This window comes from Bdellovibrio sp. 22V, assembly GCF_030169785.1.
Taxonomy (GTDB): Bacteria; Bdellovibrionota; Bdellovibrionia; order Bdellovibrionales; family Bdellovibrionaceae; genus Bdellovibrio.
In genome coordinates, this window is sequence record NZ_CP125854.1 from 2,476,110 (window position 1) to 2,501,584 (window position 25,475).

Genomic DNA, 25,475 nt, shown 5'->3' on the forward strand with positions numbered 1-25,475 from the left:
GCGATTTTACTCGACCGCCTCGCCTTTTGACAAAACGCACCATGAGGAGTGAAATAGAGCTATGGAGAGTCCGTGGATTTCCTCATCCCCTTATCTCATCCCTCCTTCTCACGGACTTTCCTTGACCCCTTCGTTCAAGGCCTTTAAAGGAGAGGAGACTTGAATCAAGGGGCTTTTTGTATGGACATGGAACAAGCACCGGCAACAAAACCGAAATTCTTAGATCGTTGGACTCCGAAAGTAGTCCGCGAAGCCAAACAGGTTTTCAAAGAATCTGGGATCAAAGGCGTCGTTCGTCGTTATGGCTGGAAAATCTTTGCTGTGTTTTTCGTTTATTACTTGGTTCGCGACGTCACTTTGTACATTATCTTGCCGTGGTATATTGCGAACAAACTGCTGTAATTAGATTTCAATTCCCAGCGTAAAGCTGGCGATCAACGCAAGAAAGACCAGCAAGGCCATCACAGCCAAAAGATAATCTTTCTGCTTTACGAATAAAAAAGACGTTAAAAGAACACGCAACAAAGGCAGCGACACCAGCGCCGCCAATCCGACAAAGCTCACGATAAAAGCGCGGTCGTTCATAATGAGGGCCCACTGAATTCTCTCCCACAGAGGTTGAGATTCATAGACCGAGAAGCTTTGCAATTGATCGCCGTTATTGTACCAAAGCCAGACCCAGCCGACGCTCAATAAAGCTCCTGCAAGCAAAACACCCGAGCGCAACATGCGGCTGATCGCATATTCAAGCTTGTGAAGAGAATCCTCTTGCGGCGCCGGAGCGTTCGTTTCTTTTATCATGACAGACCTTTGATAATCATTTGGATAGAAACAATACTCAAGACGACAACAAAGATCTGACGAATCCGTTGCGCCGGCATTCTCACCATTGCTTTCGCACCCAGGTAAGAGCCGATGATAATTCCCACAGCGACAGGGGCGGCAATCTCGGGCTTGATATCCCCGCGCAAAAGATAAGCACCTGCACTCGCAGAGGCCGTTACGCCGATCATAAAATTCGAAGTTGCTGAAGAAACTTTAATCGGAAGCTTCATCGCCCCGTCCATCGCAAGCACCTTCAGAATACCGCTGCCGATACCCAGCAGAGCCGACAACACCCCGGCGCCAAACATCACAAAAAGTCCTAAGGGCACTTGTTGAACTTTGTAATAAACCCAACGTTCGTCGCTTTCAGGATAGGAACCATCAAGACGAAGTTTTTCGGCCCAGGGATGATTTGTCGTCGACAAATGCTCGTGACGCTTTCGAAGCATCATCAAGGCTGAGAAAAGAAGGAAGACTCCGAAAAGAAGAAAAAGAAATTGCGACTTGATGTAAGAAGAAATCAAAAAGCCGACAATGGCGCCGCTGACCGTTCCCACTTCAAGAAAAACAGCCAGACGTAAATTTGTGAGTGAATCTTTAAGATAACTAGCCGCTGCTCCGGAAGAAGTCGCCACGATTGAAATCAAGCTTGCGGCAATGGCATAGCGAATATCGACATGATAAAGAAGCGTTAACACCGGCACGATAATAATGCCGCCTCCCAAACCTAACAAGGCTCCGAGAAAGCCAGCAGCAACAGCCGTGAGAAGTAACAGAATCTCTAACATCCCCTTTAGCGTTCCTAACTATTTCGGGCACTCATAAAGGCGAACCAGACGCGCGCCAAAGAAAGTGTCTTTCTTTGTGAATTCCCAAGGTGGATAAGGAAGGAAAACCGCCTCCGCACACTGGCCTTTCTGCGCGACAGCCCATTGGCGGTCTTCAGAGGACGCTGTGTAAATCTCTCCGGTCTTCATGTCTTTGATACCAATTGCAAAAGAAAAGACTTTAGACGTGATATCACTGTTCGCACGTGTGACCAAGGCGACGGGAAGCTCGACGCGCTCAACACCTGTGATCTCGCCGACGACTGTTTTTGAGAAAATAACACTGTAGTTCGCCAATACGATCCAGGCCAAACCGACGATAACCACGAGAACTATAATAAACTTCGTAAACTTCCAAATAGTTGCCATGGAAATGGATTATCGGTTAGTTTGGTAGTCGTCAACAAAAAGGACCCCGCCGTGTTTTCCAAACAAGAAAAAATCCTCTTAGGCATTCTCGCTTCCATTCAATTTAGCTCGATCGTGGACTTCATGATCATGATGCCGCTGGGGCCGCAGTTGATGCGCATGTTTGCGATCAATCCGCACCAATTCGGACTCCTTGTGTCATCTTATACCTTCAGTGCGGGCTTAAGTGGATTCGCGGGCTCGTTCTTTATGGATAAGTTTGATCGCAAGCTGACACTTTTTGTTTTCTTTATTGGTTTTTCACTGGGCACGATTGCGTGCGCTCTTTCACCGACGTACGAAGTCCTTCTTTTCGCGCGCGGCCTGACGGGAATCTTCGGAGGCGTTCTTAGTTCGCTTGTTCTTTCGATCGTGAGTGACTCGATTCCTTACGCTCGTCGCGGCAGTGCGATGGGTGTGGTCATGACGTCTTTTTCAATGGCGTCGATTCTTGGCGTGCCTTTCAGTTTGTTTTTAGCAAACCAATTCAACTGGCACGCGCCGTTTTTATTTCTCGGCATCGCTTCCTTAGTTTTGTGCGCAGTTATCTGGTTCTTCATTCCGCCGATGCGCATTCACTTGCAAGAGAAGCAGGAGAAAGAACCGCTTCTGCGCACCCTCACACGCATCTGGAGCAACACGAATCAACGTCGTGCTTTGGTTTTCATGTCATCAGTGATGTTTGGCCACTTTGCGATCATTCCATTTTTATCGCCGGGCCTGGTGGCGAACACGGGAATGACCGAAGCGCAATTGCCGTTCATGTATATGGCAGGTGGCTTGTGTACGATCTTCTCGTCGCCTTTCGTGGGACGTCTGGCGGATCGCTATGGAAAACATAAAGTCTTCGTTTGGGGTGCGTTGATCACGCTGATTCCTTATGCAGTGATTACGAATCTGGGCATAACACCTCTTTGGTTTGTGTTGGCGATCTGCGCTTTCTTTTTCATGTCTTCCAGTGGGCGCATGATTCCCGCAACGGCGCTGGTTTCAGGTACGGCTTTACCGCGCAATCGCGGCAGCTTTATGAGCATCGTGAGCTGCATTCAACAACTTTCCGCGGCGGCCTCTTCTTACATCGCAGGCTGGATCGTCACAACAGGAACCAATGGACGTTTGGAACGTTACAATGTTGTGGGTTATGTCGCGATTGCTTTCACATTCGTGGCGATTTATCTATCACGCAAAATTCACGCGATCGAAAGCACGGAATCGGCTCCTGTGGTCGAAGCTCACGTGGGTGAACCGGTCGTTTAAGTCCGAACTTTTTGGCGCAAAGATTTGATTTCAGAATGCTGCTTTTTGCTTTCAAGTCTTTTGCGAACGGAGCTTTTGGTGGGCTTCGTGGCGACACGTTTTTTCGGAACAAAAAGAGCTTTGCGTAACGTCTCGTGCAGACGGCGGATGCACTCAGAGCGGTTCTGGTCCTGATCGCGGTGCACATCGCTGCGAATGATTAAGTTCCCTTCTTCCGTCAGCTTGCCGTGAAGTTTTAACGCCAGTTTTTCTTTCACCTCGCTCGACAAAACTTGCGACTGCCAAAGATTCCAGCGCAGAATCGCCGCCGAATTGGTGCGATTGACATTTTGCCCGCCCGGTCCCCGCGAACGCGCATAAGTGAAATCCATTTCTGCAAATGGAATCTGCACGGAAATCATTCTGCGTTACCTGAAAAGTCAGCTTGCCCCTGACCGATGGGATTGCCATTCAAAAAGACTTCATAAAACATGGGAGAAGCCTTCACCACCATGGCACTGACGCCACAGTATTTCGTCATCGAAAGCCGAACAGCCTTCAAAGCCTGCTCCGCTTTGATATCCGAGCCGTCAATACGATATTGCAGCATTACTTTTTCAAAAATCGAAGGATAGCCCGCGGTCGTGTCCGTTTGCGCGTTCACCTCGCACGAAATCAAATCGACTCTCATCTTTTGCAGGATGGAGGCGACATCCATTCCCGAACAAACACAGATACTCGCTAAAAGCACTTCTTTCGGGCTTGGTCCTTGGTCCTTGCCGTTTTCGCCGCGGGAGTCCATTACGAAGCTGTGCTGGCGAATTTGCGCCTCAAAACCGAGCCCACCCAACCATTTTGTTTTGCACTCCATATGCGACATACGTCCTCCTGCACTTTCCTAGGCTACATTTCATAACGCCAGAAGTAAAGAAGACCTCAAATAACACGAGAATTTGCGTTGATTCACATCAACGGCTACACTTGTATGGTTAGGAGTAACACAGAATGATTGCAATGATTGCTACAGCCCTTTTCGCACTTATCGCCGGTGGTGGCGCAGGCTGGGCCTTGCACAAATTTCAGAATGCACGCACGTTACGCCATGCTCGTGAAGAAGCTCAAGATATCGTCGGTGAAGCCAAAGAAGCCGCCGAACTCAAAGCCCTCGAAGAGCGCGAACGCGTCCAAGAAATTGAAATGGAGATGTGGACCAAAGTTGAACCTGATATGTTGAAGGTTGAAGGCCGCATCGAAGAACTGCAAGAGCTTGCCAGCGAGAAAAAATCCAAAGCCGACTCGATCGTTCATGAAGAAAAGAAAAAGCTTCAGGAGCGTGAGGCCGACATCAAAGCGCAAGAACAAGTTTTGCGCTCTCAAGAAAGCGAACTTAATAAACTCAAAGACACGCAGAAATCTTTTAATAAAGATCTTGTGCAAAAGCTGACTGAAAAGCTGGGAACGTCCGCGGAGGAATTTAAAACTCAATTGAAAAATCAATTGGAAGAAGAGTCCCGCCGTCGCGCCGCCCGTTTCATTCAGGAGTCTGAAGAAGATTTGAAAGAGCATGCCGAAACCAGAGCCAAGCGCATTTTAAGTTTGGTTATTGACCGTTTCGCGCGTCCGTACTGTGCGGAACGCGGTATCGGCGCGGTGAACTTTCCCGACAATCACATTCGCAAACTTTTCTGCGATCCCGCAGGAAACAACATCAAGGCCGTTCAAGATGCATGCGGTTGTGACATTATCGTCGAAGAAGGCATGGATATGGTCGGCGTCGCCGGCTTCGATCCAGTTCGCCGTGAACTGACGCGCAGAACGCTGGAGCGTATTTTCAAAGAAAAGAAAAATATCAATCCTGATTTCATCAGAAAAATCGCTGAGAATCAGAAAAAAGAACTTTTCAAAAACATCAAACACGATGGCGACGCTCTCGCAAAAGAATTGAAACTTGAAGGACTCAATGCCGAGATCCGTCAGATGATGGGTTCTTTGCGTTATCGTTATTCCTTCACGCAGAACCAATATTTTCACTGTGGTGAGGTCGGCTGGCTTGCGGGCCTTATGGCAGCAGAGCTTGGTCTTGATATTAAAAAAGCGCGCCGTGTGGGCATGCTTCACGATATCGGTAAATCTATGGACCACGTGATGGAAGGCGGCCACGCCGTGATCGGTGCGGATTTTATTGCCGCTCGCGGGGAAGCGCCGGATGTGGTTCATGCCGTTAAAGCCCATCACTTTGATGAACAACCTTCCACAGATCATGCGTTCCTTGTGATCGCCGCCGATGCTGTGTCAGGAGCTCGCCCGGGGGCGCGTCGTTCAACAATTGAATCCTACAATCAAAAAGTTTCCGAACTTCAAGATATCGCCCGCAGCTTTCCTGGAGTTACAGACTGCTTCGTGTTAAGTGGTGGCCGCGAATGTCGCGTCCTTGTGAATGGAAAAAAAGTCGACGACACACAAGCGCTCGATTTGTCCCGCAAGATTGCCGCACGTATTGAAGAAGAGTGTAATTATCCCGGCCAAATCAAAGTGGTCGTTGTTCGCGAAACTGTTGTCACAGAACAAACAAGGAAAGAGCTCGCATAAAACGCGAGTTCTTTCTCTGTCCCTTTAGACCTTTCATTAAAATCCCATCATTATAGCTCTTTTAGAAGATTCTCAGATCTACATCAGTTCAAATAAGGAAGTACTTTTAAAAGGGAGATAACAAAAATGGTGATCGAAACGTCTCTTGAAAAACAGCACACGCAACGTGTTCTGGTTATCGATGATAGCTTGGACTCTGTAAAGCTAATGTCGCACATTCTTGATCACTATAAGTGTGATGTCACAATGGCCTTTGACGGTCAGGATGCGATACCTCTTCTTGTGAACAGACACTTTGATTTAGTGATTTTAGACTGGCAGATGCCGCAAATGGGCGGCCGCGATACTTTGCTTTTAATGGATCGTCTTTTGACGGAAAGAAAAGTGCATAAGATCAGAAAGCCGATTCCGGTTGTGATTTATACCGGGCATTCTGAAGAGGAACTCGAACTTCCTCTGGTGCGCAACTTCACCTACATGGGCTTTATCAATAAGCGCCAAGCCTTCAGTTCTATGATGAGATCTTTTAATTTTATTTTGCGTTCGATCTAGCTCTGCTAGGAACGCAAGTCGAGGGGCTTCCGGATAAGACGCCCGGAGGCCCCCAACCCATTTAAGGGCGTACGCACTGCCCTTGATTTTGACAGCGGATCATTTCGTAGCGATGAGTTTGCATCTCTTTGTGAGTGTACTCCATCTCTCTTTCATAACCGACAGCGACTGTGCCTTTTTGTCCCATCGTGAAAAATTCTTCGACGTATTCAAACTTTTCGGCGTCGAAAACTTCTTTCGTTGAAGTGGATTTGAAAACCAACTGCTTGCTGGAGCGAATGCTTTTCAAGAAACGCGCACGTTGCTCAAGAGCTTTTTGTAGACCGCCACGCATGTCTTTCCAGCATTTGACTTCAGCGATCTTAATCACTTTTTGAATGTTTTTATCAAAGATCACAACATCAAGCTCACCAATCACGCGTGTGGCATCGCCATAGGCAATTCCCACGATCACTTCATACTGAGGAGCTGGAAATTCTTTTTGCAAATCCAAGCGTGCGATTTCTTCGCAAATAGAACCGGAATCTTCATAGCTGCGGGGAATATTTTTTAACTCTGCAAAGTCTTGCGCCCAATCGGCAAAAACAGTTGTCGAGGAAAGAATCACAGCGAAAAAGAAACCAAGCATCTTCATAAAAAGACTCCATATAAAACGGTGCTGAACACCGCCTGACACATAAGGTTGAACTTGCGGCCTTTTATTTCGTTTAAATGACCGAAAGGCAATGACAAAGCCCTGGGAGGCGCACTGACGCGGCGCACTCATGATCCCGCTGGTAATTCTTACGGAGCGTATTGCGCTGCAACTTTCTAAAACTCCCCCTTCTCCCCTATACTCACCCTCTATGGACCCTGACCCTTACCGGACTCTTTTATTCTCAATCCCCTTTATAAATAGCTCTTTGCCTGGAGACCTCCGTGACTGAGGTTCTGGTCGTCGCTATTTGTCTTTTATTTAATATGATTCTTTCTGGCTCCGAAATGGCCTTTGTGACCGTGAATAGACAGCAGCTTCGCCGTCTTGCCGGCACAGACCGACGGGCCCGATTGCTTTTGAAGCTCAAAGAGAATCCCGAAAGAACCCTTTCCGTGATTCAAATCGGCATCACCGTTGTTGGCGCTATTGCCGCAGCTGTCGGCGGTGCCGGAGCCGAAGAAGCGCTGACGCCTTACTTTATGCAGACCTTCGCTGTCGGAGAACAAACGGCCGAAGCGATTTCCATTGCCGCCGTTGTTATTCCGATTTCTTATTTGAGCGTTGTGATCGGCGAGCTGGTCCCTAAAACGGTGGCTCTGCGCAATCCGTTGTCGATCGCACTTTGGACATCGCAAGGACTCTACCTCGGAGAAAAAATCTTATCTCCGGCCGTAACGGTTCTGGAGTCGTCGACGAACTTGATCTTAAAACTCACACGCATCAGCTTTAAAAGCGTTCCGCACGACCATCACGATATCGCGCTGGAGGATCTGCCTCAGCAAACCAAGCAGTACGTTGTGAATATCGTCAGTGCGGATAAGAAAGTCGCGCGTGAGATCATGCTGCCTTGGAAAGAAGTCATTTACGTGCGTAAAGATGACGAGTTGGAAGACGTCGAAACGATTATCATGAATTCGCGCCACACACGTCTGCCGGTTTTAGACGGCGCTGAAGTCATCGGTTTGATCAACACCAAGGAGTTTTTAACAGCTCGACGCTATGGCAACACCGACTGGCAAAGTTTGATTCGTCCGATTTTAAAATTCAAAGCGTTTGAACCGTTATTTAAAATTCTTCTGCGCATGCAAGAGCAGAAATCGCACTTGGCTGTGATTTACGAACGCGACAACTGCGTGGGACTTGTCACCATGGAAGACATCTTTGAAGAAATCATCGGCGATGTCTTCGACGAAGACGACGACGGCTTGATCAAAAAGATCCTCGCCTCAAAATCCCGCCGCCGCCCTCTCTAAAAATCACCGGGTTTTTATACAAAAAAGGCGCTGAGTTTATCAGCGCCTTTTCTTTTTTAGTTTGCAAATTTCTTAGAGAACTTTATTTGCGTGGTATTGCTCTTCAGAGAAGTCATCTACCAGGATCGCGTCGTAGCGAACGGCATCAGATTCTTGCATCAATTTGAATTCAGCATCTGTGATGACGTTTTTGCTGCGGGCTTCATCCAACAACAAGTGCGCTTTCTTCTTAGGGAGAACGCCTTCGCGGATGGCTTTTTTGATTTTCTTTTCTGCCGCTTCAGATTGCAAAGACACAGAGAAAGCGTAATCAAGACGCGCCAGTTGCTGATCGCGCTCTTTTGGCAGGTAGATACCGTCAGTCAAACGATCACGGATACCGCCTTCTTTCATCATGGCAGAAGCAATTGCGTGGGACCAGCCGTCAGAAGCTTGCGAACCAACGGAGTTGATACGTGACCAAGCGCCGATCCAGCCTTTGAAGAACCAACGAAGTCCTGGGATCTTCAAATTGTCGAAGATACCATCGAAACCTTTTTGGATCTCGGCCATGCAATGTTTCAAGTTGTAATGTGCGAATGCCAAGTCTTCATCACGGCGACCTTCCGCTTCAAAACGGCGCAGGATCGCTGTTGCAATGTACATATTTGCCAAGATATCGGCAAAACGACCTGTGATTTTCTCTCTCATTTTCAAAGAGCCACCCAGAACGCCCATCGCCACGTCAGCCAACAAAGCGTAAGTCGCCGACGTCCAAGAAAGGCGGCGGAAGTACACTTTCATTTGCGGATGACACTCTGGAGTTGCTGCCAAGTAACCGCGCGAAAGAGAAAGCAAGATCGCGCGGCACGTGTTGCGCACGATATGACCGATATGACCGAAGAAGGCTCTGTCGAAACCTTTCAAGTCGTTTGCTTCGTATGCTTTGACTTCAGAATACGCAAATGGATGCGCACGCAAAGCGCCTTGACCAAAGATGATCAAAGTACGAGTCATGATGTTCGCACCCTCAACCGTAATACCGATTGGAGTTGCGATATAGATTTCAGCCAAAACGTTGCGAGGTCCCATAGAGATACCCGCACCACCCATGATATCCATCGCGTCGTTGATCACTTTACGACCCATTTCAGTCGCATAGTATTTTTGCATCGCTGTGATAACGCCCGGTTTGATACCTTTATCAAGAGCACCTAAGCAGTATCTTCGCATCGCCTCAAGAGCGTATGTGGAAGCCCCGATGCGCGCCAAAGGTTCTTCAACACCTTCGAACTTACCGATAGAAACACCGAACTGACGGCGAACAACAGCGTGTGCAGAAGTCACGCGTGTCGCAAGCTTCGCTCCGCCTGTCGCTTGTGCCGGCAAGGAGATACCACGACCTGCTGCCAAACACTCCATCAACATCATCCAACCGCGACCAGCACCGGCAATACCACCAACGATCGCTTCTTCAGCGTCAACGATAACGTCTTTACCTTGCGTAGGACAGTTGTAAAAAGGAGTTCCCAATGGATCATGACGACGGCCCAAGACAACACCAGGAGTTGTCGCAGGGATCAACGCGCAAGTGATACCAAGATCTTCACCTTTACCCAAAAGATTTTCTGGATCGCGAAGACGGAAAGCCAAACCGATCACAGAAGAAATCGCTGCCAAAGTGATCCAACGTTTGTTCCAATTTAATTTGATTTGGATTTTTCCATCCGGACCTTTGAACAACACACCTGTGGAGTTGATCGCACCGGCATCAGATCCCGCCAAAGGCTCTGTCAAACCGAAACAAGGAATCTCGCGGCCATCCGCCAAACGCGGCAACCAGTGAGATTTTTGTTTTTCAGTTCCGTAGTGCGCAAGCAACTCTGCAGGGCCCAAAGAGTTTGGCACCATCACTTGAATCGCCACTGGCAATGAACGCGAAGAGATTTTCATGATCACTTCCGAGTGACAAAGAGCCGAAAAGCCCAATCCGCCGTACTCTTTCGGAACGATCATGCCCAAGAATTTTTCTTTACGGATATAATCCCAGATGTCTTGCGGGATTTCTTTTGTTTTATAGATGTTCCAGTGATCAATCATCTTACAAAGATTGTTCACAGGGCCTTCCATGAAAGCTTTTTCTTCCGGAGTCAGATCAGGGTAAGACTCTTTCATCAAGTTGGAGAAATTCGGTTTTCCAGAGAAGAGATCTTTCTCCACCCACACGACACCCGCGTCCAAAGCCGCTTTTTCTGTATCTGAGATTTTTGGCAGGAATTCGAATTTTTTGAAAATGCCGAAAACGCCGGAAGTAATCAAAGCCGCGCGAATCGCTGGAATGTTAAAGATCACAGCCACAACAGCAAACACGATCCATAACCACGTCGGAGCACCGAATCCGAAAAGGATCGCTGCCAAAGCGATTGTCCACACAATCAGAGGGCTGCCAAAAAAGCCTACGAACAACAAGAGAACGAGGGAGCCCAGTATCCAAGCCCACGTGCAGTTCTCCAGAAAAAACCCGTATAAAGAGTTGATAGAATCCACGATGTATCTCCTTTATTGAATACACCAATAATTAGACTCTTTAATGTGAGGATGTGCAAGAGCTTCAGGTCCATATCTATATAGATACGAAAACGTGAGGAAGAGTTCCTTTCAAACAGCATGATTGTTCGAAGAGAGAACTTAATTATGTCGGGAGCAAAAACAGTTGAGTAAGAACTCTAAAAAAGCAAAAGCCCTCTTGCGAGGGCTTTTCCAAATCTAAGTATTCAGCTTGCGCAGAGATTACTTAGTTTCGCCAGCAGGAGCTGCAGGAGCTGCTTCTGTAGTAGCAGGAGCTGCTTCAGTAGTAGCTGCAGGAGTACCTTCAGCAGGAGCTGCTTCTGTTGTAGCAGGAGTAGCTTCAGTTGTTGGAGCTTGCTCAGCAGGTTGGTTTTTAGAGCAAGTGAAACCAGTTGTGAAAGAAAGTGCTAGCAAAGCAGCGATAACGATTGCTTTCATTGTTGTTGTCCCTTCGTTTTTATTAATTTGTGCCTTCCCACCTTCGCCTTATCAGTTGGCTCGATGAGTCCGCATTTTTGTTTTCAAACTCGACTTAGGGCTTAAGTTACACAAAAACGCCGCCGCTTAGCAAACGAAATTTTAAAATTATTTTTGGCAACGCGAACACCAGAAGGTGTTTCGTCCACCCAAGACTTGCGACTTCACCTGTTGCCCGCAAGTCACACAAGCTTCTTTCGCTCGGCCGTACACTTGAAAACTCATCTGAAAATATCCACTCTCCCCAGAGGCTTGAGCGAAATCACTGATCGAAGAACCACCCTGCTCAATGGAGCGAGTTAAAATTTTTTTAATCTCTTTAACAAGCACTTCCGCACGTTCTGCAGACAGCTTTTGCGCCGGCAAAGTGGGCTTGATTCCCGCGGCAAACAAGGCTTCGCTGGCGTAGATATTTCCCACACCGACGACTATTTTCTGATCCATCAATGCCACTTTTAATGCGACATTTTTTCCCCGTAAGCTCTCCCACAGCACTCGCCCGGTGAAGTCCTTTGTTAAAGGCTCCGGCCCCAAACCCTTTAGTTTCGGGTGCTCTAGAGGATTTTGCACAAAATCGAAATAACCAAAACGCCGAGGGTCCCGATACGCCAAGCGGAGGTTGCCGCTAAAGTGAAGATAAATATGATCATGCAAACGCTCATCCCCGGGCTCCGCCACCCGCCAGGTTCCAGTCATCCCCAAATGTGAAAGCATCGCGCCTTTGGGCGTCCACAAAAGAAGATATTTGGCTCGTCTTTCCACCGAAAGAAGCTTCTCCCCCACCAGCGTGCTTATTTTTTTCGCAGGAATAGGTTCACGCAAATCTTTACGCTTGAGTTCCACTTTTTCCAGCACCGGCTGTTCTTTAAGAATATTTTCAAGGCCGCGACGGACGACCTCAACCTCGGGAAGTTCGGGCATAAGACACCTGCTTTTCAATCACCCATGACGCATATGCGTTAAAATTCTACGCCCCCATCTTACCCTATCGACGCGAAATTTCCACCGGAGACTTCAGCACCAAGCCTAGGGCCTCACATATTTCAAAGAAGGAACTTGAACAGAACTCCGAACCCGTTATTTTCTAAGAGCACACAACGGAAGCGAAGGAGTTTTTATGCGCGCCAAGGTCGAAAGAATAGATCAGCATCATTTTCGTTTTTCAATTCGCGGCATGACTGGAGACATTGACGTCGCGATTGAAGGAAAGCCGATGGGCCCTTCCCCCAAGGAGCTTCTGTTGGCCGCTCTTTGTGGCTGCACGGGCACGGACGTCATTGATCTGCTCAAAAAATTCGCAGTTGAATATTCCCGCCTCGAACTCGAAGCGCGTGCTGATCTTACGGACACTCACCCTAAAGTTTTTAAACGGATTGATCTTCGGTATTCCCTCACAAGCGCGACAGAAAAGAAAGAATCCCTTCTCGAGGCCGTGAAAAGATCCACGCATCAATATAGCGGAACAGCCGCAATGCTCTCGAAAGCCTGCCCCATCGAGTACAAAATCTTTTTGAATGAAGAGCTTATCGGCAACGGAGTCGCTGAGTTTGCAGCGCCTTCGCCGTCGACGTAAGAGACCCTCGAGGATTCACACAAAGTGAACTTTCGCAGAAGTTAAGAACAGCCCTAGAAAGAGTTTAACGACGTTTGCTTTTTCATTTTTTTCTGGATGACTTGGTTTATATTTCGCTGAAGAAAAAAAATCATTCAGAAAGGATGAACACATGACATTGGTTTCTTTTAAAAAAGCGCTTTTGGCCGTTGCGATTCTCGCGGGCTTCACCTCTGTAGGTCAGGCCGCTCCCGGTGACTATGAAGAAATGAAGAAGATGTATAGCCAAGTGCTCGAAGACTTCGGTTATGCGGCGAACTCCATAGAGCCCCTGCAAGCGCGCCTCGAAATCGTCGTTTCTTATTCCAATGTGCTTCCTAAAGAAAATGCCCAGCTTGCCCACAATATCCTGACGGATATCAAAGAACTTTTGAATACGCCTGCCGGAAATCTTTGCATCAAGGGCGGACTGGAACTTGGCGATAAATGCCGTTTGGTTCGCTATAACTATAAGAACCATTTGCTCCGCTTGGACAACGCCATTTTGAATCGCTAACTTGTTCCTACGCACAGCGCAGCTTGCATTTTTGTCGGAAGACGACAAGGATGCTAGCTATGCGCGCCGATACTCCAGCTCAGAAACAAGAAAATGGATTGTGGAACCTCGTCTTTAACATCGTTCTTCCCGTCCTTATATTAAACAAACTCAGTAAATTTATCGGGCCGGTCGCCGCGCTTATTTTAGCGCTGGCTTTTCCCTTGGCGTACGGAACGTACGACCTTATTCAACGTAAGAAAGTGAATGCCTTTTCGGCGTTGGGTCTTCTCAATGTTCTCTTGACGGGAGGTCTCGCGCTTTTGGGTTTGCATGGTTTTTGGTTTGCCGTGAAAGAAGCCGCCTTTCCAACTCTTGTAGGTCTTTTTGTCCTGGGCTCGGCTTTTACGAAAAAACCTTTTGTCGAAACTCTGTTTTTAAATCCCTCCGTAATGAAAGTGGATTTGCTAGAGCAGCGTTTAGCCGAACATGGCAAACAAAAAGAATTTCATGATCACATGAGAAAAGCGACTTACTGGCTGTCTTTGTCGTTTGCTTTCAGCGCGGTCTGCAACTTCGTTCTTGCACGCAGTATTTTCATTAATATAGACACGAATCTGACGGCGGAAGCGCAATCGCAAGTTCTCAATGAACAAATCGCGAAGATGACGACGTGGTCGATGGCCATCATCATGGTGCCTTCTATGATTTTCCTCTTGGGAATCTTCTGGTACCTCATGCGAGGCATCAAACAATACGCCGGCCTTAAAACCGAAGAACTTCTGCGCGAATCTTAAAACGACAGCGCTCCTTTAGAAGTCTCCACCCTCATCACCGAAAGGTGGTGGCGGCGGCGGTGGTGGGAAATCACTTCCTCCACCAAATCCCCCTCCTCCAAAATCATCGCCAAAAGAAGGCGGTGGAGGTGGTGGTGGCGGCGGAACGTCTCCAAAATCATCTGACATATTTGGCGCTGGCACATACCCGCCATCACCAAAATCATCAAAGGTCGGCGGCGGTGGGAACGAAGGCGACGGCGAAGATCCACCGGAATAACCGCCTCCACTCGAGGACGGTGTCCCTGACTTGCCATATTTCGGAGTCGCACCGAAAGCGGCGCGCTTACGATAATCATAGCGAGGACGCTCTTGATCTAAACCCAATTCCTGAGCTTGCGTAGGATAGCGAACTCCATCACGCACTACTTCGTCGTAGGGTGTTTCGCGTGATGCAGACCCACCCCCGCCCCGCGATGATTGACTAACACCACAGTGTGTCCCATGCGCTGACATAAGAGCGCAGTTCTCTGCATGTAGTCTGCCGAGACGTCTCCAGAAAGACCATGAAAGAGACTCACAACGATATCGGAAGGACCCGGGAGATAAAAACAAAAAAGTCGATCTCCATCCGGAAGATCGACTTCAAAATTTTTCCCTAAATGATTGAGCTCAGGCGACTTAAGGAAATGCGCCCACAAAGTTTGTCCGTGACCGCTATCGGCCCAGAACGGAGCTTCACATGGAATTAGTTCAAGTCTTTGCAATAGTAATTCCCGTTCACGTAAACATATCCAGCAGGACGATTCCCACGCGGATCTTTATGCAACCAGTGAAGCAGGCCTCCACGTTGTGTCCATACGAACTCGCCACCCATCGCGATTACATCACCTTTTTTAAGCGGCACACGCGGACACATATCCAAATTATACACAGCCTGCATCGTCTTTCCATTAGAAAGACGGACCGTCCATTTTTGATGTTCACGTCCGTTTGTGTCGTCAGGCAACACGCTCACCACCGTCATACTGCCGCCCTCAACGAAATTCACGCGGCGTTGGTCGTTGATAGCACGAATAATATCCGAGTCACTCGCGGATTCATCCACAACAAAGGCCCCTTGTTGCGATCCTTTCTGAGTTTCAAATGTACGAGAAGATCTTGGCTCTTGGCCGTGACGGCGTTTTGCTTCCGCAAAGTGAGATGAACAAACGATAGAAACCGACAATGCACAAAGAATAAGTGATTTCATGGACCCCCCGATTAAACGGAGTGTCCCCAATTCTTCCCGCAAAGACAAACAATAAAATGATCTTAAAGAAGACTGAAAAATTTACTTGTATTCGACATTCTCGATCGTGACGAATTCTTCTCCGGCGGGTTTAACAATTCGCACTTCGTCGCCCCGTTTTTTTCCGAGAAGAGCTCGCGCTACCGGCGACTTCCAGGATATTTTTCCTTTTTTTGGGTCAAACTCATCCTCGCCGACGATTTGGTAAACGACTTCGTCACCGTCTTCATTTACTAAGGTGACCGTGGCACTGAACAAAACCTTTTCCCCCGTCATCTGCTTAGGATCAACGAGCTCGGCATCTTCAATTCTTTTCGTCAAAAAATGCACGCGCTTATCGATTTCGCGCAAACGTCTTTTACCATATTGATAATCCGCGTTTTCGGAACGATCGCCATTGCTCGCGGCCCAGGCGACGACTTCAACAAGCTTGGGTCTTTCGACATGCATTAATTCATGATACTCGGCTTTGAGTTTTGCTAGACCTTCGGGGGTGATGTAGTTCTTGTTGTTATCCATATTGCAAGACTCTAGACCATCTCCCAGCAAAGTGCCAGAGCCAGATCTTAACAAAATTTCAACAGCGGGTCTTACCTAGACTTAAGCTCCATTTAATATCGCGACATATCCTCCGAAAAAGAATTGAGGAGGTTTTGATGAAAAAACAGTGGAAACGTCTGCTTGTCGCGGCGTTGATTTCATCTTCTGTTTTCGCAGTGACGTGGTACTGGTATCAGTCCACAGGCGCGCGCAATTCCTCTTACGGAAATGAAAAACCTTTAGCGTACGTGGGTAAAGTTGTTGATGATATTCAACGCCGTCCCGCCTCCCGTCTTCTGTGGCAACTCGTTAACACCGGTGAACCTCTTTACAACGGCGAAGCCATTCGTACGAGTGAAGCGGGCGAGGTGCGCATTCAATTCGTCGACTCCGATCGCTATTTGGATTTGGAGCCGGAGTCTTTGATCGTGATTAAAAAATCCGAAGGCGAAATCGCTCTTGATTTGATGGAAGGTAGTTTGTTCGTTAACGCCAAGTCCGGTGGAGAAGAAAAAGACGCTCCGGGGCTTGTCTTGAATTCAGCAAATGGAAAAGTCGACCTCTCGCAAGCTTCGGCGTCTCTTTCAAAAGGTCGCGGCAATAACGTCGATGTCCATGTCCTGGAAGGTAAAGCTTCGATCAAAGGCAATGATGGTCAAAGCAAAGATCTGACGTCACGCACGGAAGTGAAAATCCTGACTCCCCTTCCACAAAAACCGATCGCTATGGATGCGGAGGCTCTTCAGCCGATTCCGTTCCAATGGACAGGCTTCCCTGCAAACACGCAAGTGTCTTTGTTGGCGGGCCCTAATCGTAAAAACTTGAAAGAGATCAGCAAAGCTTCTTTGAATCAAAATCAATTAATGGCTCCGCTTTCCTTCGGACGTCACTACTGGAAACTTGTAGCGATGTCACCAGAAGGAAAGATGGTCGCCGAAAGCCCGATCTATAAAACAGAGGTGCTCGCCCGCTATGCACCGACAGTCGTCTTCCCGACAGCGGATGCCGAGATCCCCGCAACGGCGACTCCATTTGATATGACTTTCAAATGGCAAAAAGGCGATGATACAAAACAGATGACTTTGGAAGTCTGGACGGACGCGACTTTAAAACAAAAGCTCACGGCGAAAACTTTCACCAAAGAAGACTCGTACACTTTACCTGGCTTAAATGCGGGAACTTATTACTGGCGCATGAGTTCTTACTATATGGATTCTGAAAAACCTCTTTTAGGCAAAGTTCAGAAGTTCACTGTGAAACCGGCCGCCCAAGTGCAAGCGAAGGTGGAACGACCTCCGCTTGTGCCTGTGCAGGTTGACTTCACAATTCCGCAAACTCAGTACACTCAATATTACGTCGAAAAACCAAGTCTGGGTCTGAGCTGGAAAGTCGACAAAGCGGACCAAGTCAGCACATGGCGCGTGAAATACCATGCGGAAAATGAAGATCCTGCTTTGGCCGAAACGATGGAAGTCAAAGAAACCAAAGCCGTGGCTCCGGTACCTAAACCGGGTCGCTACATCGCTTCGATTGAGGCCTTGAATAAAGACGGTGAAGTTTTAGGAACGGCGGCATCACAAACTTTGACCGTGTCACCTCTGCCATTGTTGCAAGCACCGCAATTCGTGCCTGCAGAAGGAACATTGCAAGCTTCCTTGGACGGTCGCACGCAACTTGAGTGGAGCAAACTCGAAGGTGCTAAAGAATACTGGCTCACGATCAGCAAAAATGGCAAAGAGCTGAAGCGCACGCGCTACACGAATAACATGACGTCATTAAAGAATCTTCTTCCCGGTGAATACGAAGTGGAAGTTTTCGCCACAGATAATTATGGACGCGCGAGTGAAACAAGCGGTGTTCGTCGTTTGTTGGTGCCTGACAAATCCAACGTTCGCGCGCCGACACTGAAGAAAATCAAGGTGAATTGATGCAGCGGATTTGCACATTCTTTATTCTCCTCTTCACTTTCTGGGCGGCGACGGCCTGGGCGGCGCCTTATCGCCGTTTAGTGAACTTTGAGTGGGAAGCCATTGAAGGTGCAAAGTCTTACGAGATCGAACTGCAACAAGTCAAACAGTCCGAAAAAGACGAAGCGAAAACTTTTACTTTCAAAGTGAAAGAAGCCGCGTGGAACGGACGTTTGACTCCTGGAAAGTACATGATGAAACTGCGTTCGCGCGACTATCGTGGCGTTCCTGGGGACTGGTCCCCGCCAAGTGAATTCAACGTCGGTCTGGAAACGGCTGTTTTGAAATTCCCGGCTTCACGTTCGCGTATCGCAACGAAAGAAAATGACAAAGTGAAGATGGATTTCCAATGGGCTCCGGTCGGTGGCGCTGATGAATACCAATTCGTTTTAACTTCCGAAGACGGCAAAACCCAAATCACGGAAACACTGAAAGAGACCAAACTCTCTTTAGAAGTTCCCGTTGCGATGAACTATACGTGGAAAGTTTCTTCTTCCAATAAAGAAGGCATCGTCAGCGACGCGACTTCCGTGGGACAATTCTCTGTTCTTGGTAAGGCTTTAGAAAATCCAAAAATCGAAAAGCCTGAAAGCGAATTCGTGCGTGAAATCCGCTGGACACGTCCCGACAACGTAACAAAGTACGACGTCTACGTTCTTCGTTTCGATGAGGCATCGAAGAAATGGGAAAAATACAAAGTCATTCAAGACACGCAGGAAGAAACTTTGCCATTCGACGAAACATGGCCCGGTGGTCGCTATCAAGTGGCTGTGCGCGCGAAATCAGAAATGCGCCCGAGCTCTCCATTAGCAAAACAAAGCTTTAAGGTTCGTCATGGCGATCGTTCTCCGGCAGCGGAGTATACGGCGTTAGTGCGTAAGTCCATCGACCGCGTCACCGGATGGTATGCGGTGGCGAGTTACCTCATCACCGAGATGCAATTCCGCGGTTCTAACCCTGAAAAGAACTCTGCAGTTGCTTACAGCGCTTTGGGCGGCACAGGCCGCGTGGGTCTTGGCTGGTTCAGCCCCTACACGCCGTGGGGATTTTTAGGTATCGTTGACATGAGTGGTTTTACGTTCAACGGAAAAACTCAGACATTTGCTTCCGCAGAAGCGAATGCCGTTTATCGCAAAACCATGGGCGATCGCGGCGAACTGCGTTTCCAGATTGGACCCTACTACAAAGAACTTCCTGAAACTGTGGGTGATCCTTTCTCGGGCTCCTCTCAGGATCTAAAAATCACTTCGGCGGGTCCGCACTTTGGTGCGGAATACTGGTTCTCTTTGACTCCAAAGCTGGGTATTCAAGTCAATGCGCACATGTATATGTCGTTGATGAAAATCAGCACTCCGAATGGCGAGCCGCTGACGCCTTCGTTATCAACTCAATATGGATTCTTAGGAAGCTACCGTTTCACACCCACTTTCACAGGCCTTGTAGGCTATGCACGCCGCGAAGACAAAATGTCTTACAAAGCCGTGCCTGCCGCCGACAACTTCGCTGTGGAAGGTGACGTGAACGAGTCCACGATCGTAGGGAACTATTTAAATATTTTCGCCGAGTGGGCCTTCTAGGACATGGAGATGTTATGAGAATACCTATTTCAACAAAACTCATTACCGTCACGATCCTTATCCTGGTTGCCGCAACCGGAACGATCACTTGGATTTCTTCTGAATACTTCGAGAAAAAAGCCGCCGAACAAGTCGACATCTCGAACTTGGAATCCGCTTCTGCAAAAGCGAAGGAAGTTGAAAACATCATCAGTTCATTGGTCGACAAAGCCCGCACCAGTGCTTCCCTTTTGGTGAAAGGCACGAACTCGCAAACCTCCACAAGTGATGACTTCGACTTTGCTTTCACAAAAGATAAAAACTTTGTCGCCCTTGAAGTTTTGAAACTCGATGGTACGTCCGTTGAAACGGTCGCTCGCCGTGTGAAAGACGATGTGCTGAAACCGTACGGTTTAAGCGGCAACTACATGATCAACGTTCGCGCTTGGCAGAAGTTTCCTTTGCGTTCCGTCGCACAAGGAACTGTCGAACTTAAGAACGCCTCTTATCCAAAAGCTCCTGCGATGGTGACGATTGGTATCCCGCTCATTCGTGATGCCAACGGCAAAATCACGCACATTGCTTTAGCCGACGTGACACTTGCTCCATTTGAAAAACCATTTACGGATCCTTCAGAGCGCACGCAATACCTGATCGACCGTCACGGCGAATTGATCGCGCACAAAGACGAGCAAAAAGCGATGGCTCGCTACAATATGGGCAAGTACCCGATTGTACAAAAAGCTTTGGTGCAAAAATCCCCGCAATTCCAGACGAAGTTTATTGATCCCGACACCGATAAAAACTTTTTCGGAGCCTCCGTTAAAACTTCTTTCGGTGTGACGGTGATTTCGCAAACTTCCGAAGAAACTATTTTAGAAGTATCGAACGAGGTCAAGCGCCGAGCGATTTTCGTCGCAGGTTCTGCGATCTCGATGGCGATCTTTTTTATCTTCTTATTCTCAATGACCCTCACCTCCCCGATTGAAAAATTGGCCGAGATGATCAACTTGGTTTCTAAAGGTAACTTCGATGTGAAAGCCCGCACACAGGTCAAATCCCATGACGAAGTGGGCGACCTCGCCGAAGCCTTCGATCACATGACGGAAGGTCTTAAAGAACGCGACAAAGTAAAAAGTCTTTTTTCGAAGTTCCACGGCTCCTCTGTTGCGGAAGATTTGATCAGCAAGGACATCGGTGTCGGCGGTCAATCTAAAGACGTTGTCGTCTTCTTCTCGGACATCCGTGGATTCACGGCTTTCTCTGAAAAACGTTCTCCGGAAGAAGTCGTTGAAATGTTGAATGAGTATTTTGGTGTGATGGTTAAAATCATCAACGCTCACGGCGGTGTCGTCGATAAATTTATCGGTGACGCGATCATGGCCGTATGGGGCGCGCCGAGAAGCACCGACCGCGACTCACACAACGCCGTTCGCGCTTGTTTGGAAATGCGCAAAGCTTTGGAAGGCCTGAACGAACTGCGCATCTCTCGCGGCCAGCCTGCCATCAACATCGGTATGGGCCTGCACGCCGGCACGGCAATTTCAGGAACGATCGGTTCTGACGAACGCATGGAGTACACGGTCATCGGAAACACAGTGAACACGGCATCCCGTATCGAAGCTTCAACGAAAGCCTTCGGCGCTGACTTGTTAGTCACTGACTCCGTCATTGAAAAAGTCGGCGAAGAATTCAAAGTCGAACTCGCCGGCGCCGCCGAAGTCAAAGGCCGCTCCGAAGCCCTCAAAATGTACAAAGTCCGAGGCTACCGCGCCGCCGACGGCACAATGATCGAAGTAAAAACCCCGTACTCCGACTACGAAGCCGAAGCCGCCGACAAAGTAAAAATCAAAGACGCTGCTTAAAAAAAAGAAAAGGGAGCCAAAAGCTCCCTTAACTTTTCCACCCCTCAACCCCAACGTTCCGTCCACAGAAACAGGGCCTGAACCGGATCGCGGTGTTGAGAAAAACCACTCAAACCTAATTTTCATTCCGAATATCAAGGATCTTATTCTCGCTATTTCTTTGGAAGATTTTTTTGCCAAAGCCGACCCGCTTAACCAAACAAGAAGAAGGCAAAAAAAAGGGAGCCATAAAGACTCCCTTTATCATTCTTCGAATAAAGAAGAAAAATTAGTTGCGAGAACGGTTGCCGAAACCACCGCGGCCGCCGCCACGGTTGCCACCACCGAAGCCACCACGATTTTCACGAGGAGCCATTGGTTTAGCTTCGCTAACGTTCATAGCACGACCAGCAAGTTCAACGCCGTTCAATTTAGAAATAGCAAGTTGAGCTTCTTCGTCAGTAGACATTTCTACGAAAGCGAAACCTTTGCTGCGACCTGTTTCACGATCAGTTACGATACGTGCAGATTCTACGTTACCGTATTGAGCAAAAGCGTCTGCAATTGATTGATCATCCAAAGAGTAGGATAGATTTCCTACGTAAATTTTCTTACCCATTATAACCTCCACTGGCATTTGGGAGCCCTAAGAGGAAACGGGCACCATGCCCTAAGCACTCTACAGAGACTGATTTGAAACTGATTGATAAACCAATTCATTCACGTTTCATAGTTAAAAAAAAGTAGGGTCCAGGAAAATATTGACACACATGGACAAAGGTATAGACTGAGGGTCAAAAGGAGCCCGGAATGACCTACCACGTACATAGCGATAAGCCCGTGTTTGAACTCATTATTGGCGATAAAACCTACTCTTCTTGGTCGATGCGGGCATGGCTGGTGGCGGTCCAATCGGGCCTGCCATTTAAGGAAATTCTTATAAAGCTCGACACCCCTAAAACGGGGCAAAACATAGCAAAATATACAAACTCCGGCAAAGTCCCCGCCCTCAAACACGGGAAAACCATTGTATGGGATTCCTTAGCTATTGCGGAATACCTCAACGAACTGTCCCCAGAGGCTCAGCTTTGGCCGGCGGATCCTGCCCTTCGCGCATTGGCTCGCAGTTACTCTGCCGAAGTGCATTCCGGCTTCATGTCCTTGCGCTCGCAACTCAGCATGGATTTGCAATTAAAGTCAGAGGCGCGCCACCTATTGAGCGGCACCGTGAAAGACATCGAACGCATTCTCTTTATGTGGGAAGGGGCCCTCCAAAAAAGCGAAGGCCCGTATCTTTTCGGTGAGTTCACGATTGCCGACGCCTTCTTTGCACCGATCGTTTTCCGCTTCCTCTCTTACGGAGTAAAAATCAAAAACAAAACCGCCCTGAGCTACATGGAAAACATCCAAGAACACCACGGCGTTCAATTCTGGCTTGAAGAAGCTCTTGCAGAAAAAAACACAACACCCATCTTTAAATAAGAAAAGTGCCCGGTGATTTTTTTACGTCTACAGCGCATTTAACGCTGCGTGGACGCATAAAAGCACCGTGCACCTTTTTTAGAGTCTTACGGAGAGGCCGTCTTTGAGTGCGAGTTTTTGCGCGCGCAGTGCGGGGATAAGGCCGATGATTGTTCCGCCGACAAAGGTCACAAGCACGTAGATCAGTTCGCGCGATGTGAAAAGCGGGCCTTGCAAGTAAAGACCGAATTCCATTTCAATCCATGGGCGCAGAATCAGCGCCAAAGCCCACGACAAGAAAATGCCAAGAAGGATGCCCGCTCCGGTCAAGACCGCAGACTCAAAAACCAAGAGTCCCACGATTTGCCCGGACTTCGCGCCAACAGCGCGCAGAATCGCCATCTCACGGCGGCGCTCGTTCAATGTTGTTGTTAAAGCGATCAGCATCGCCATAAATCCAACGACAACAACCATCCAAGAAATAATACGCAGAACGTTTTCAACATAAGAAAGGTTTTGCCACAACTCACTTAAGGTCACACCGGGAATGATCGCAAGAAGCGGTTCCTCTTTGTAGGTGTTGATGTCTCTTTGCAGTTTCAAAGTTTCAATACGCGACTTCGTGCCGATAAAGAACGAAGTGATCGTGTGAATCTGTAAACTGTCTTTGTTAATCTTATCGAAAGGAATGGCTTTATCCGCTGTAGGTGCCGCCCCTTCCTGCCAATCGATGTGCAAGGCTTCCATTCCTTCTAAAGAAAGATAAAGAGCACGGTCCAATGGCGTCCCCGTCGGCTTCATGATCCCGGAGACGACAAATGGTTTGTCATCATGTTGTTGCACACCCTCACCCCGAGTCACGCCGTGAGAAACAACAATGCGATCTCCCAAACGATAATTCAAGGTGCGTGCAACATCGGCGCCGATCACAACATCCCAAAGACGTTGAAACTCGACACCTTGTGCAAGCTCGACTTTACGGTCGCCACGGAAATGATAGTGCTTAAAGAAATCATTATTCGTACCCACCACGCGAAACCCGCGGTGACCATCCCCCAAAGAATACGGAATCGTCCAGGCAATGGCCGGATGTTTTTTAATGTCCTGATAGCTCTCATAGGAAACATTGTGAGTCGCATTTCCCATATTGAAAACTGTATAAAGAATCAGTTGCAATGGACCACTGCGCGCACCAACAATCAAATCCGTTTTGCTGATTGTTTGCGTGAAGCCTTCTTCCGCAGCTCGTTTGGCTCTTTCCACCGAGAACAATAAAGCCACGCTCAGAGCAATAGAAATAACCGTCAATGCCGTGGCAAAAGCGCGATTCTTCAAAGACTTCAGGGCCAATTTTAAGAAGATCATCACACAACCTTGTTAATAGAGTTCAACGAGATGGAACGAGTGAAAAGTTTTTCAATGCTGCGATCATGTGAGACGAAGATAACGGTCGTCCCGTAGAGCTCCGCCAATTCAAACAGAAGTTTCAAAAATTTTTCGCGGTGATCAGCGTCTAACGCTGAGGTCGGTTCATCCGCCAAAAGCAGATCCGGTTTTCCCAACAACGCACGAGCCACAGCGACACGCTGTTGCTGCCCGACGCTCAGTTCAGTCACTTTTTTATCGAGAAGCTCGGCAATACCAAGATTCCCGCACAGGGCGCGCACCACCATCTCGGTATCTACCGTCGTACCCAAACGCGCTTTGCGTGCAGGACTTAAATACAACGGCAATTCGATGTTTTCACGCACGGACAGATAAGGAATCAAATTAAAGCTTTGAAACACATAGCCCATGTGTTCCGCCCGGAACGCATCACGCTCCGGAGCACTCATTGTCATCAAATCACGACCTAAAATTTTCAAACTGCCTTTGCTCGGTTGAAGAACACCGGAAAGGAGTTCAAGAAGCGTCGTTTTACCGGCACCACTTGGCCCAAAGAGGAACAACTCCTCGCCCTTTTTCACCGAAAACTCGGAAATCTCAAGAGTGGGAGTCGTTTGATTAGGATAAGTGAACTGCAGATCGCGAATCTCGACAAGAGGACTATTTGAGTTCAAGACTGTCTCCGTTCTTCAGTACTTGCACTGATTTTTGAACGCCGTCAGCAATGACATCGACTTGAACTTTTTTAAGATGCGGAAACACTTTTTGGATATTGAAAGTCATCGTGCTGCCCGCAGGCGCCTGTTCACAACTGATATTGAACTCCGCTTCGATATCAGCATGTTTCGTTTCTTGATTCACTTCGAAGATTTCTTTTTTGATTTCGCACTTCAACGAAGGATCAAAAGAAACCATCTCGGAAATTTTCTCTTCCAGCTTCAATAAAGCCGCATCCTTTTTTTGTTTGTCTTTTTTTGAAGTGGCTTGATGCTCAAATCCCATGATGGAATTCGCCGGCGCATGCAATTCGATTTTTCCTTTTTTACCATCGATACCGATGCTCATGTGACCTTCACCATGAACATGGGCTCCGTGCTCGCGTGCCGCCAGGGCCATCATCGAAAAGAGAAGAACTTTTAACATAAGTACCTCCTTG

The 25,475-nt window shown here is 48.1% G+C and carries 29 protein-coding genes; 12 read left to right on the top strand and 17 right to left on the bottom strand.

The features are described from left to right. Nucleotides 1-180 precede the first annotated feature (180 nt). Nucleotides 181-402, top strand: coding sequence for a hypothetical protein (locus QJS83_RS11960; protein WP_284605119.1), 222 nt, complete (start codon nucleotides 181-183; stop codon nucleotides 400-402). Here the strand turns inward: QJS83_RS11960 and QJS83_RS11965 are convergent, their stop codons facing one another. The 3 genes from QJS83_RS11965 to QJS83_RS11975 are packed head-to-tail and all read right to left on the bottom strand — an operon-like array spanning nucleotide 403 to nucleotide 2,021. Then, nucleotides 403-801, bottom strand: coding sequence for a DUF1634 domain-containing protein (locus QJS83_RS11965; RefSeq protein WP_284605120.1), 399 nt, complete (start codon nucleotides 799-801; stop codon nucleotides 403-405). Then, the gene (locus QJS83_RS11970) at nucleotides 798-1,613 is read right to left on the bottom strand and encodes a sulfite exporter TauE/SafE family protein (RefSeq protein WP_284605121.1); all 816 of its coding nucleotides are present in this window, start codon (nucleotides 1,611-1,613) and stop codon (nucleotides 798-800) included. The genes QJS83_RS11965 and QJS83_RS11970 overlap by 4 nt, the downstream gene beginning before the upstream one ends. Before the next feature lie 18 nt (nucleotides 1,614-1,631). Further along, the gene (locus QJS83_RS11975) at nucleotides 1,632-2,021 is read right to left on the bottom strand and encodes a hypothetical protein (RefSeq protein ID WP_284605122.1); all 390 of its coding nucleotides are present in this window, start codon (nucleotides 2,019-2,021) and stop codon (nucleotides 1,632-1,634) included. A 51-nt stretch (nucleotides 2,022-2,072) separates the two neighbouring features. On the opposite strand from QJS83_RS11975, the gene QJS83_RS11980 reads away from it, so the two are divergent. Beyond that, nucleotides 2,073-3,317, top strand: coding sequence for an MFS transporter (locus QJS83_RS11980; protein ID WP_284605123.1), 1,245 nt, complete (start codon nucleotides 2,073-2,075; stop codon nucleotides 3,315-3,317). On the opposite strand, the gene arfB is transcribed toward QJS83_RS11980, so the two are convergent. Together arfB and QJS83_RS11990 are read right to left on the bottom strand one after the other, a co-directional pair. After that, the gene (gene arfB, locus QJS83_RS11985) at nucleotides 3,314-3,718 is read right to left on the bottom strand and encodes an alternative ribosome rescue aminoacyl-tRNA hydrolase ArfB (RefSeq protein WP_284605124.1); all 405 of its coding nucleotides are present in this window, start codon (nucleotides 3,716-3,718) and stop codon (nucleotides 3,314-3,316) included. The genes QJS83_RS11980 and arfB overlap by 4 nt on opposite strands. After that, the gene (locus QJS83_RS11990; RefSeq protein ID WP_284605125.1) at nucleotides 3,715-4,176 is read right to left on the bottom strand and encodes an OsmC family protein; all 462 of its coding nucleotides are present in this window, start codon (nucleotides 4,174-4,176) and stop codon (nucleotides 3,715-3,717) included. Before QJS83_RS11990 ends, arfB begins: the two co-directional genes overlap by 4 nt. Before the next feature lie 125 nt (nucleotides 4,177-4,301). Between QJS83_RS11990 and QJS83_RS11995 the strand changes: the two genes are divergently transcribed. Together QJS83_RS11995 and QJS83_RS12000 are read left to right on the top strand one after the other, a co-directional pair. Then, nucleotides 4,302-5,885 (top strand): Rnase Y domain-containing protein, encoded by a 1,584-nt coding sequence (locus tag QJS83_RS11995; protein WP_284605126.1) that lies wholly within the window; start codon nucleotides 4,302-4,304, stop codon nucleotides 5,883-5,885. Between the two features lie 126 nt (nucleotides 5,886-6,011). Then, nucleotides 6,012-6,437 carry a response regulator gene (locus QJS83_RS12000; RefSeq protein WP_284605127.1) on the top strand — a complete coding sequence of 142 codons (426 nt, stop codon included), beginning with the start codon at nucleotides 6,012-6,014 and terminating at the stop codon, nucleotides 6,435-6,437. A 61-nt stretch (nucleotides 6,438-6,498) separates the two neighbouring features. Here the strand turns inward: QJS83_RS12000 and QJS83_RS12005 are convergent, their stop codons facing one another. After that, on the bottom strand, nucleotides 6,499-7,071 hold the full coding sequence (locus QJS83_RS12005) for a hypothetical protein (protein ID WP_284605129.1): 573 nt from the start codon (nucleotides 7,069-7,071) through the stop codon (nucleotides 6,499-6,501). Between the two features lie 284 nt (nucleotides 7,072-7,355). Between QJS83_RS12005 and QJS83_RS12010 the strand changes: the two genes are divergently transcribed. Continuing rightward, entirely contained in the window at nucleotides 7,356-8,387 is a 1,032-nt protein-coding gene (locus QJS83_RS12010; RefSeq protein WP_284605130.1) for a hemolysin family protein, read from the top strand. Between the two features lie 72 nt (nucleotides 8,388-8,459). On the opposite strand, the gene QJS83_RS12015 is transcribed toward QJS83_RS12010, so the two are convergent. From QJS83_RS12015 to mutM, 3 genes are all read right to left on the bottom strand, one after another. After that, a complete protein-coding gene (locus QJS83_RS12015) occupies nucleotides 8,460-10,913 on the bottom strand; it encodes an acyl-CoA dehydrogenase (RefSeq protein WP_284605131.1) in 2,454 nt (817 codons plus the stop codon). Between the two features lie 243 nt (nucleotides 10,914-11,156). Then, nucleotides 11,157-11,372 carry an acylneuraminate cytidylyltransferase gene (locus QJS83_RS12020; protein WP_284605132.1) on the bottom strand — a complete coding sequence of 72 codons (216 nt, stop codon included), beginning with the start codon at nucleotides 11,370-11,372 and terminating at the stop codon, nucleotides 11,157-11,159. 147 nt (nucleotides 11,373-11,519) lie between these two features. After that, on the bottom strand, nucleotides 11,520-12,332 hold the full coding sequence (gene mutM, locus QJS83_RS12025) for a bifunctional DNA-formamidopyrimidine glycosylase/DNA-(apurinic or apyrimidinic site) lyase (protein ID WP_284605133.1): 813 nt from the start codon (nucleotides 12,330-12,332) through the stop codon (nucleotides 11,520-11,522). 196 nt (nucleotides 12,333-12,528) lie between these two features. On the opposite strand from mutM, the gene QJS83_RS12030 reads away from it, so the two are divergent. The 3 genes from QJS83_RS12030 (at nucleotide 12,529) to QJS83_RS12040 (ending at nucleotide 14,295) form a co-directional block, all read left to right on the top strand. Further along, entirely contained in the window at nucleotides 12,529-12,984 is a 456-nt protein-coding gene (locus tag QJS83_RS12030) for an OsmC family protein (protein ID WP_284605134.1), read from the top strand. Between the two features lie 151 nt (nucleotides 12,985-13,135). Beyond that, nucleotides 13,136-13,519 carry a hypothetical protein gene (locus QJS83_RS12035; protein ID WP_284605135.1) on the top strand — a complete coding sequence of 128 codons (384 nt, stop codon included), beginning with the start codon at nucleotides 13,136-13,138 and terminating at the stop codon, nucleotides 13,517-13,519. A gap of 59 nt (nucleotides 13,520-13,578) precedes the next feature. Further along, nucleotides 13,579-14,295 (top strand): VC0807 family protein, encoded by a 717-nt coding sequence (locus QJS83_RS12040; protein ID WP_284605136.1) that lies wholly within the window; start codon nucleotides 13,579-13,581, stop codon nucleotides 14,293-14,295. A 15-nt stretch (nucleotides 14,296-14,310) separates the two neighbouring features. Here the strand turns inward: QJS83_RS12040 and QJS83_RS12045 are convergent, their stop codons facing one another. The 4 genes from QJS83_RS12045 to greB form a co-directional block, all read right to left on the bottom strand. Next, the gene (locus QJS83_RS12045; RefSeq protein ID WP_284605137.1) at nucleotides 14,311-14,700 is read right to left on the bottom strand and encodes a hypothetical protein; all 390 of its coding nucleotides are present in this window, start codon (nucleotides 14,698-14,700) and stop codon (nucleotides 14,311-14,313) included. After that, nucleotides 14,700-15,041 (bottom strand): alpha/beta fold hydrolase family protein, encoded by a 342-nt coding sequence (locus tag QJS83_RS12050; RefSeq protein ID WP_284605138.1) that lies wholly within the window; start codon nucleotides 15,039-15,041, stop codon nucleotides 14,700-14,702. The genes QJS83_RS12045 and QJS83_RS12050 overlap by 1 nt, the downstream gene beginning before the upstream one ends. Continuing rightward, nucleotides 15,023-15,526, bottom strand: coding sequence for a DUF3465 domain-containing protein (locus tag QJS83_RS12055; RefSeq protein WP_284605139.1), 504 nt, complete (start codon nucleotides 15,524-15,526; stop codon nucleotides 15,023-15,025). Before QJS83_RS12055 ends, QJS83_RS12050 begins: the two co-directional genes overlap by 19 nt. Before the next feature lie 81 nt (nucleotides 15,527-15,607). After that, on the bottom strand, nucleotides 15,608-16,084 hold the full coding sequence (gene greB, locus QJS83_RS12060) for a transcription elongation factor GreB (RefSeq protein WP_284605140.1): 477 nt from the start codon (nucleotides 16,082-16,084) through the stop codon (nucleotides 15,608-15,610). 137 nt (nucleotides 16,085-16,221) lie between these two features. Here greB and QJS83_RS12065 point away from each other — a divergent pair, with 137 nt between their 5' ends. The 3 genes from QJS83_RS12065 to QJS83_RS12075 are packed head-to-tail and all read left to right on the top strand — an operon-like array spanning nucleotide 16,222 to nucleotide 21,493. Continuing rightward, complete coding sequence (locus tag QJS83_RS12065) at nucleotides 16,222-18,033, top strand: FecR family protein (protein WP_284605141.1); 1,812 nt, start codon at nucleotides 16,222-16,224, stop codon at nucleotides 18,031-18,033. Next, nucleotides 18,033-19,649 (top strand): fibronectin type III domain-containing protein, encoded by a 1,617-nt coding sequence (locus QJS83_RS12070; RefSeq protein ID WP_284605142.1) that lies wholly within the window; start codon nucleotides 18,033-18,035, stop codon nucleotides 19,647-19,649. The genes QJS83_RS12065 and QJS83_RS12070 overlap by 1 nt, the downstream gene beginning before the upstream one ends. A gap of 14 nt (nucleotides 19,650-19,663) precedes the next feature. Further along, nucleotides 19,664-21,493, top strand: coding sequence for an adenylate/guanylate cyclase domain-containing protein (locus QJS83_RS12075; RefSeq protein WP_284605143.1), 1,830 nt, complete (start codon nucleotides 19,664-19,666; stop codon nucleotides 21,491-21,493). Between the two features lie 268 nt (nucleotides 21,494-21,761). Here the strand turns inward: QJS83_RS12075 and QJS83_RS12080 are convergent, their stop codons facing one another. After that, a complete protein-coding gene (locus QJS83_RS12080) occupies nucleotides 21,762-22,091 on the bottom strand; it encodes an RNA recognition motif domain-containing protein (RefSeq protein ID WP_284605144.1) in 330 nt (109 codons plus the stop codon). Between the two features lie 191 nt (nucleotides 22,092-22,282). Between QJS83_RS12080 and QJS83_RS12085 the strand changes: the two genes are divergently transcribed. Continuing rightward, the gene (locus QJS83_RS12085; RefSeq protein ID WP_284605145.1) at nucleotides 22,283-22,954 is read left to right on the top strand and encodes a glutathione S-transferase family protein; all 672 of its coding nucleotides are present in this window, start codon (nucleotides 22,283-22,285) and stop codon (nucleotides 22,952-22,954) included. 78 nt (nucleotides 22,955-23,032) lie between these two features. Here the strand turns inward: QJS83_RS12085 and QJS83_RS12090 are convergent, their stop codons facing one another. From QJS83_RS12090 to QJS83_RS12100, 3 genes are read right to left on the bottom strand one after another with little or no spacing between them, the layout of a single operon-like run. Further along, nucleotides 23,033-24,298: an ABC transporter permease gene (locus QJS83_RS12090; RefSeq protein ID WP_284608799.1), complete on the bottom strand. Its 1,266-nt coding sequence runs from the start codon at nucleotides 24,296-24,298 to the stop codon at nucleotides 23,033-23,035. Beyond that, on the bottom strand, nucleotides 24,298-24,993 hold the full coding sequence (locus QJS83_RS12095; protein WP_284605146.1) for an ABC transporter ATP-binding protein: 696 nt from the start codon (nucleotides 24,991-24,993) through the stop codon (nucleotides 24,298-24,300). Before QJS83_RS12095 ends, QJS83_RS12090 begins: the two co-directional genes overlap by 1 nt. Further along, nucleotides 24,980-25,462 (bottom strand): ZrgA family zinc uptake protein, encoded by a 483-nt coding sequence (locus QJS83_RS12100; RefSeq protein ID WP_284605147.1) that lies wholly within the window; start codon nucleotides 25,460-25,462, stop codon nucleotides 24,980-24,982. Before QJS83_RS12100 ends, QJS83_RS12095 begins: the two co-directional genes overlap by 14 nt. Between the last annotated feature and the right edge of the window lie 13 nt (nucleotides 25,463-25,475).

Bases quoted from the DNA above. Each gene is read 5' to 3' on its own strand.
- QJS83_RS11960 (WP_284605119.1), top strand. From the start codon at position 181: ATGGACATGGAACAAGCACCGGCAACAAAACCGAAATTCTTAGATCGT.
- QJS83_RS11965 (WP_284605120.1), bottom strand. From the start codon at position 801: ATGATAAAAGAAACGAACGCTCCGGCGCCGCAAGAGGATTCTCTTCAC.
- QJS83_RS11970 (WP_284605121.1), bottom strand. From the start codon at position 1,613: ATGTTAGAGATTCTGTTACTTCTCACGGCTGTTGCTGCTGGCTTTCTC.
- QJS83_RS11975 (WP_284605122.1), bottom strand. From the start codon at position 2,021: ATGGCAACTATTTGGAAGTTTACGAAGTTTATTATAGTTCTCGTGGTT.
- arfB (WP_284605124.1), bottom strand. From the start codon at position 3,718: ATGATTTCCGTGCAGATTCCATTTGCAGAAATGGATTTCACTTATGCG.
- QJS83_RS11990 (WP_284605125.1), bottom strand. From the start codon at position 4,176: ATGTCGCATATGGAGTGCAAAACAAAATGGTTGGGTGGGCTCGGTTTT.
- QJS83_RS11995 (WP_284605126.1), top strand. From the start codon at position 4,302: ATGATTGCAATGATTGCTACAGCCCTTTTCGCACTTATCGCCGGTGGT.
- QJS83_RS12000 (WP_284605127.1), top strand. From the start codon at position 6,012: ATGGTGATCGAAACGTCTCTTGAAAAACAGCACACGCAACGTGTTCTG.
- QJS83_RS12005 (WP_284605129.1), bottom strand. From the start codon at position 7,071: ATGAAGATGCTTGGTTTCTTTTTCGCTGTGATTCTTTCCTCGACAACT.
- QJS83_RS12020 (WP_284605132.1), bottom strand. From the start codon at position 11,372: ATGAAAGCAATCGTTATCGCTGCTTTGCTAGCACTTTCTTTCACAACT.
- mutM (WP_284605133.1), bottom strand. From the start codon at position 12,332: ATGCCCGAACTTCCCGAGGTTGAGGTCGTCCGTCGCGGCCTTGAAAAT.
- QJS83_RS12030 (WP_284605134.1), top strand. From the start codon at position 12,529: ATGCGCGCCAAGGTCGAAAGAATAGATCAGCATCATTTTCGTTTTTCA.
- QJS83_RS12035 (WP_284605135.1), top strand. From the start codon at position 13,136: ATGACATTGGTTTCTTTTAAAAAAGCGCTTTTGGCCGTTGCGATTCTC.
- QJS83_RS12040 (WP_284605136.1), top strand. From the start codon at position 13,579: ATGCGCGCCGATACTCCAGCTCAGAAACAAGAAAATGGATTGTGGAAC.
- QJS83_RS12055 (WP_284605139.1), bottom strand. From the start codon at position 15,526: ATGAAATCACTTATTCTTTGTGCATTGTCGGTTTCTATCGTTTGTTCA.
- greB (WP_284605140.1), bottom strand. From the start codon at position 16,084: ATGGATAACAACAAGAACTACATCACCCCCGAAGGTCTAGCAAAACTC.
- QJS83_RS12065 (WP_284605141.1), top strand. From the start codon at position 16,222: ATGAAAAAACAGTGGAAACGTCTGCTTGTCGCGGCGTTGATTTCATCT.
- QJS83_RS12070 (WP_284605142.1), top strand. From the start codon at position 18,033: ATGCAGCGGATTTGCACATTCTTTATTCTCCTCTTCACTTTCTGGGCG.
- QJS83_RS12075 (WP_284605143.1), top strand. From the start codon at position 19,664: ATGAGAATACCTATTTCAACAAAACTCATTACCGTCACGATCCTTATC.
- QJS83_RS12080 (WP_284605144.1), bottom strand. From the start codon at position 22,091: ATGGGTAAGAAAATTTACGTAGGAAATCTATCCTACTCTTTGGATGAT.
- QJS83_RS12085 (WP_284605145.1), top strand. From the start codon at position 22,283: ATGACCTACCACGTACATAGCGATAAGCCCGTGTTTGAACTCATTATT.
- QJS83_RS12090 (WP_284608799.1), bottom strand. From the start codon at position 24,298: ATGATCTTCTTAAAATTGGCCCTGAAGTCTTTGAAGAATCGCGCTTTT.
- QJS83_RS12100 (WP_284605147.1), bottom strand. From the start codon at position 25,462: ATGTTAAAAGTTCTTCTCTTTTCGATGATGGCCCTGGCGGCACGCGAG.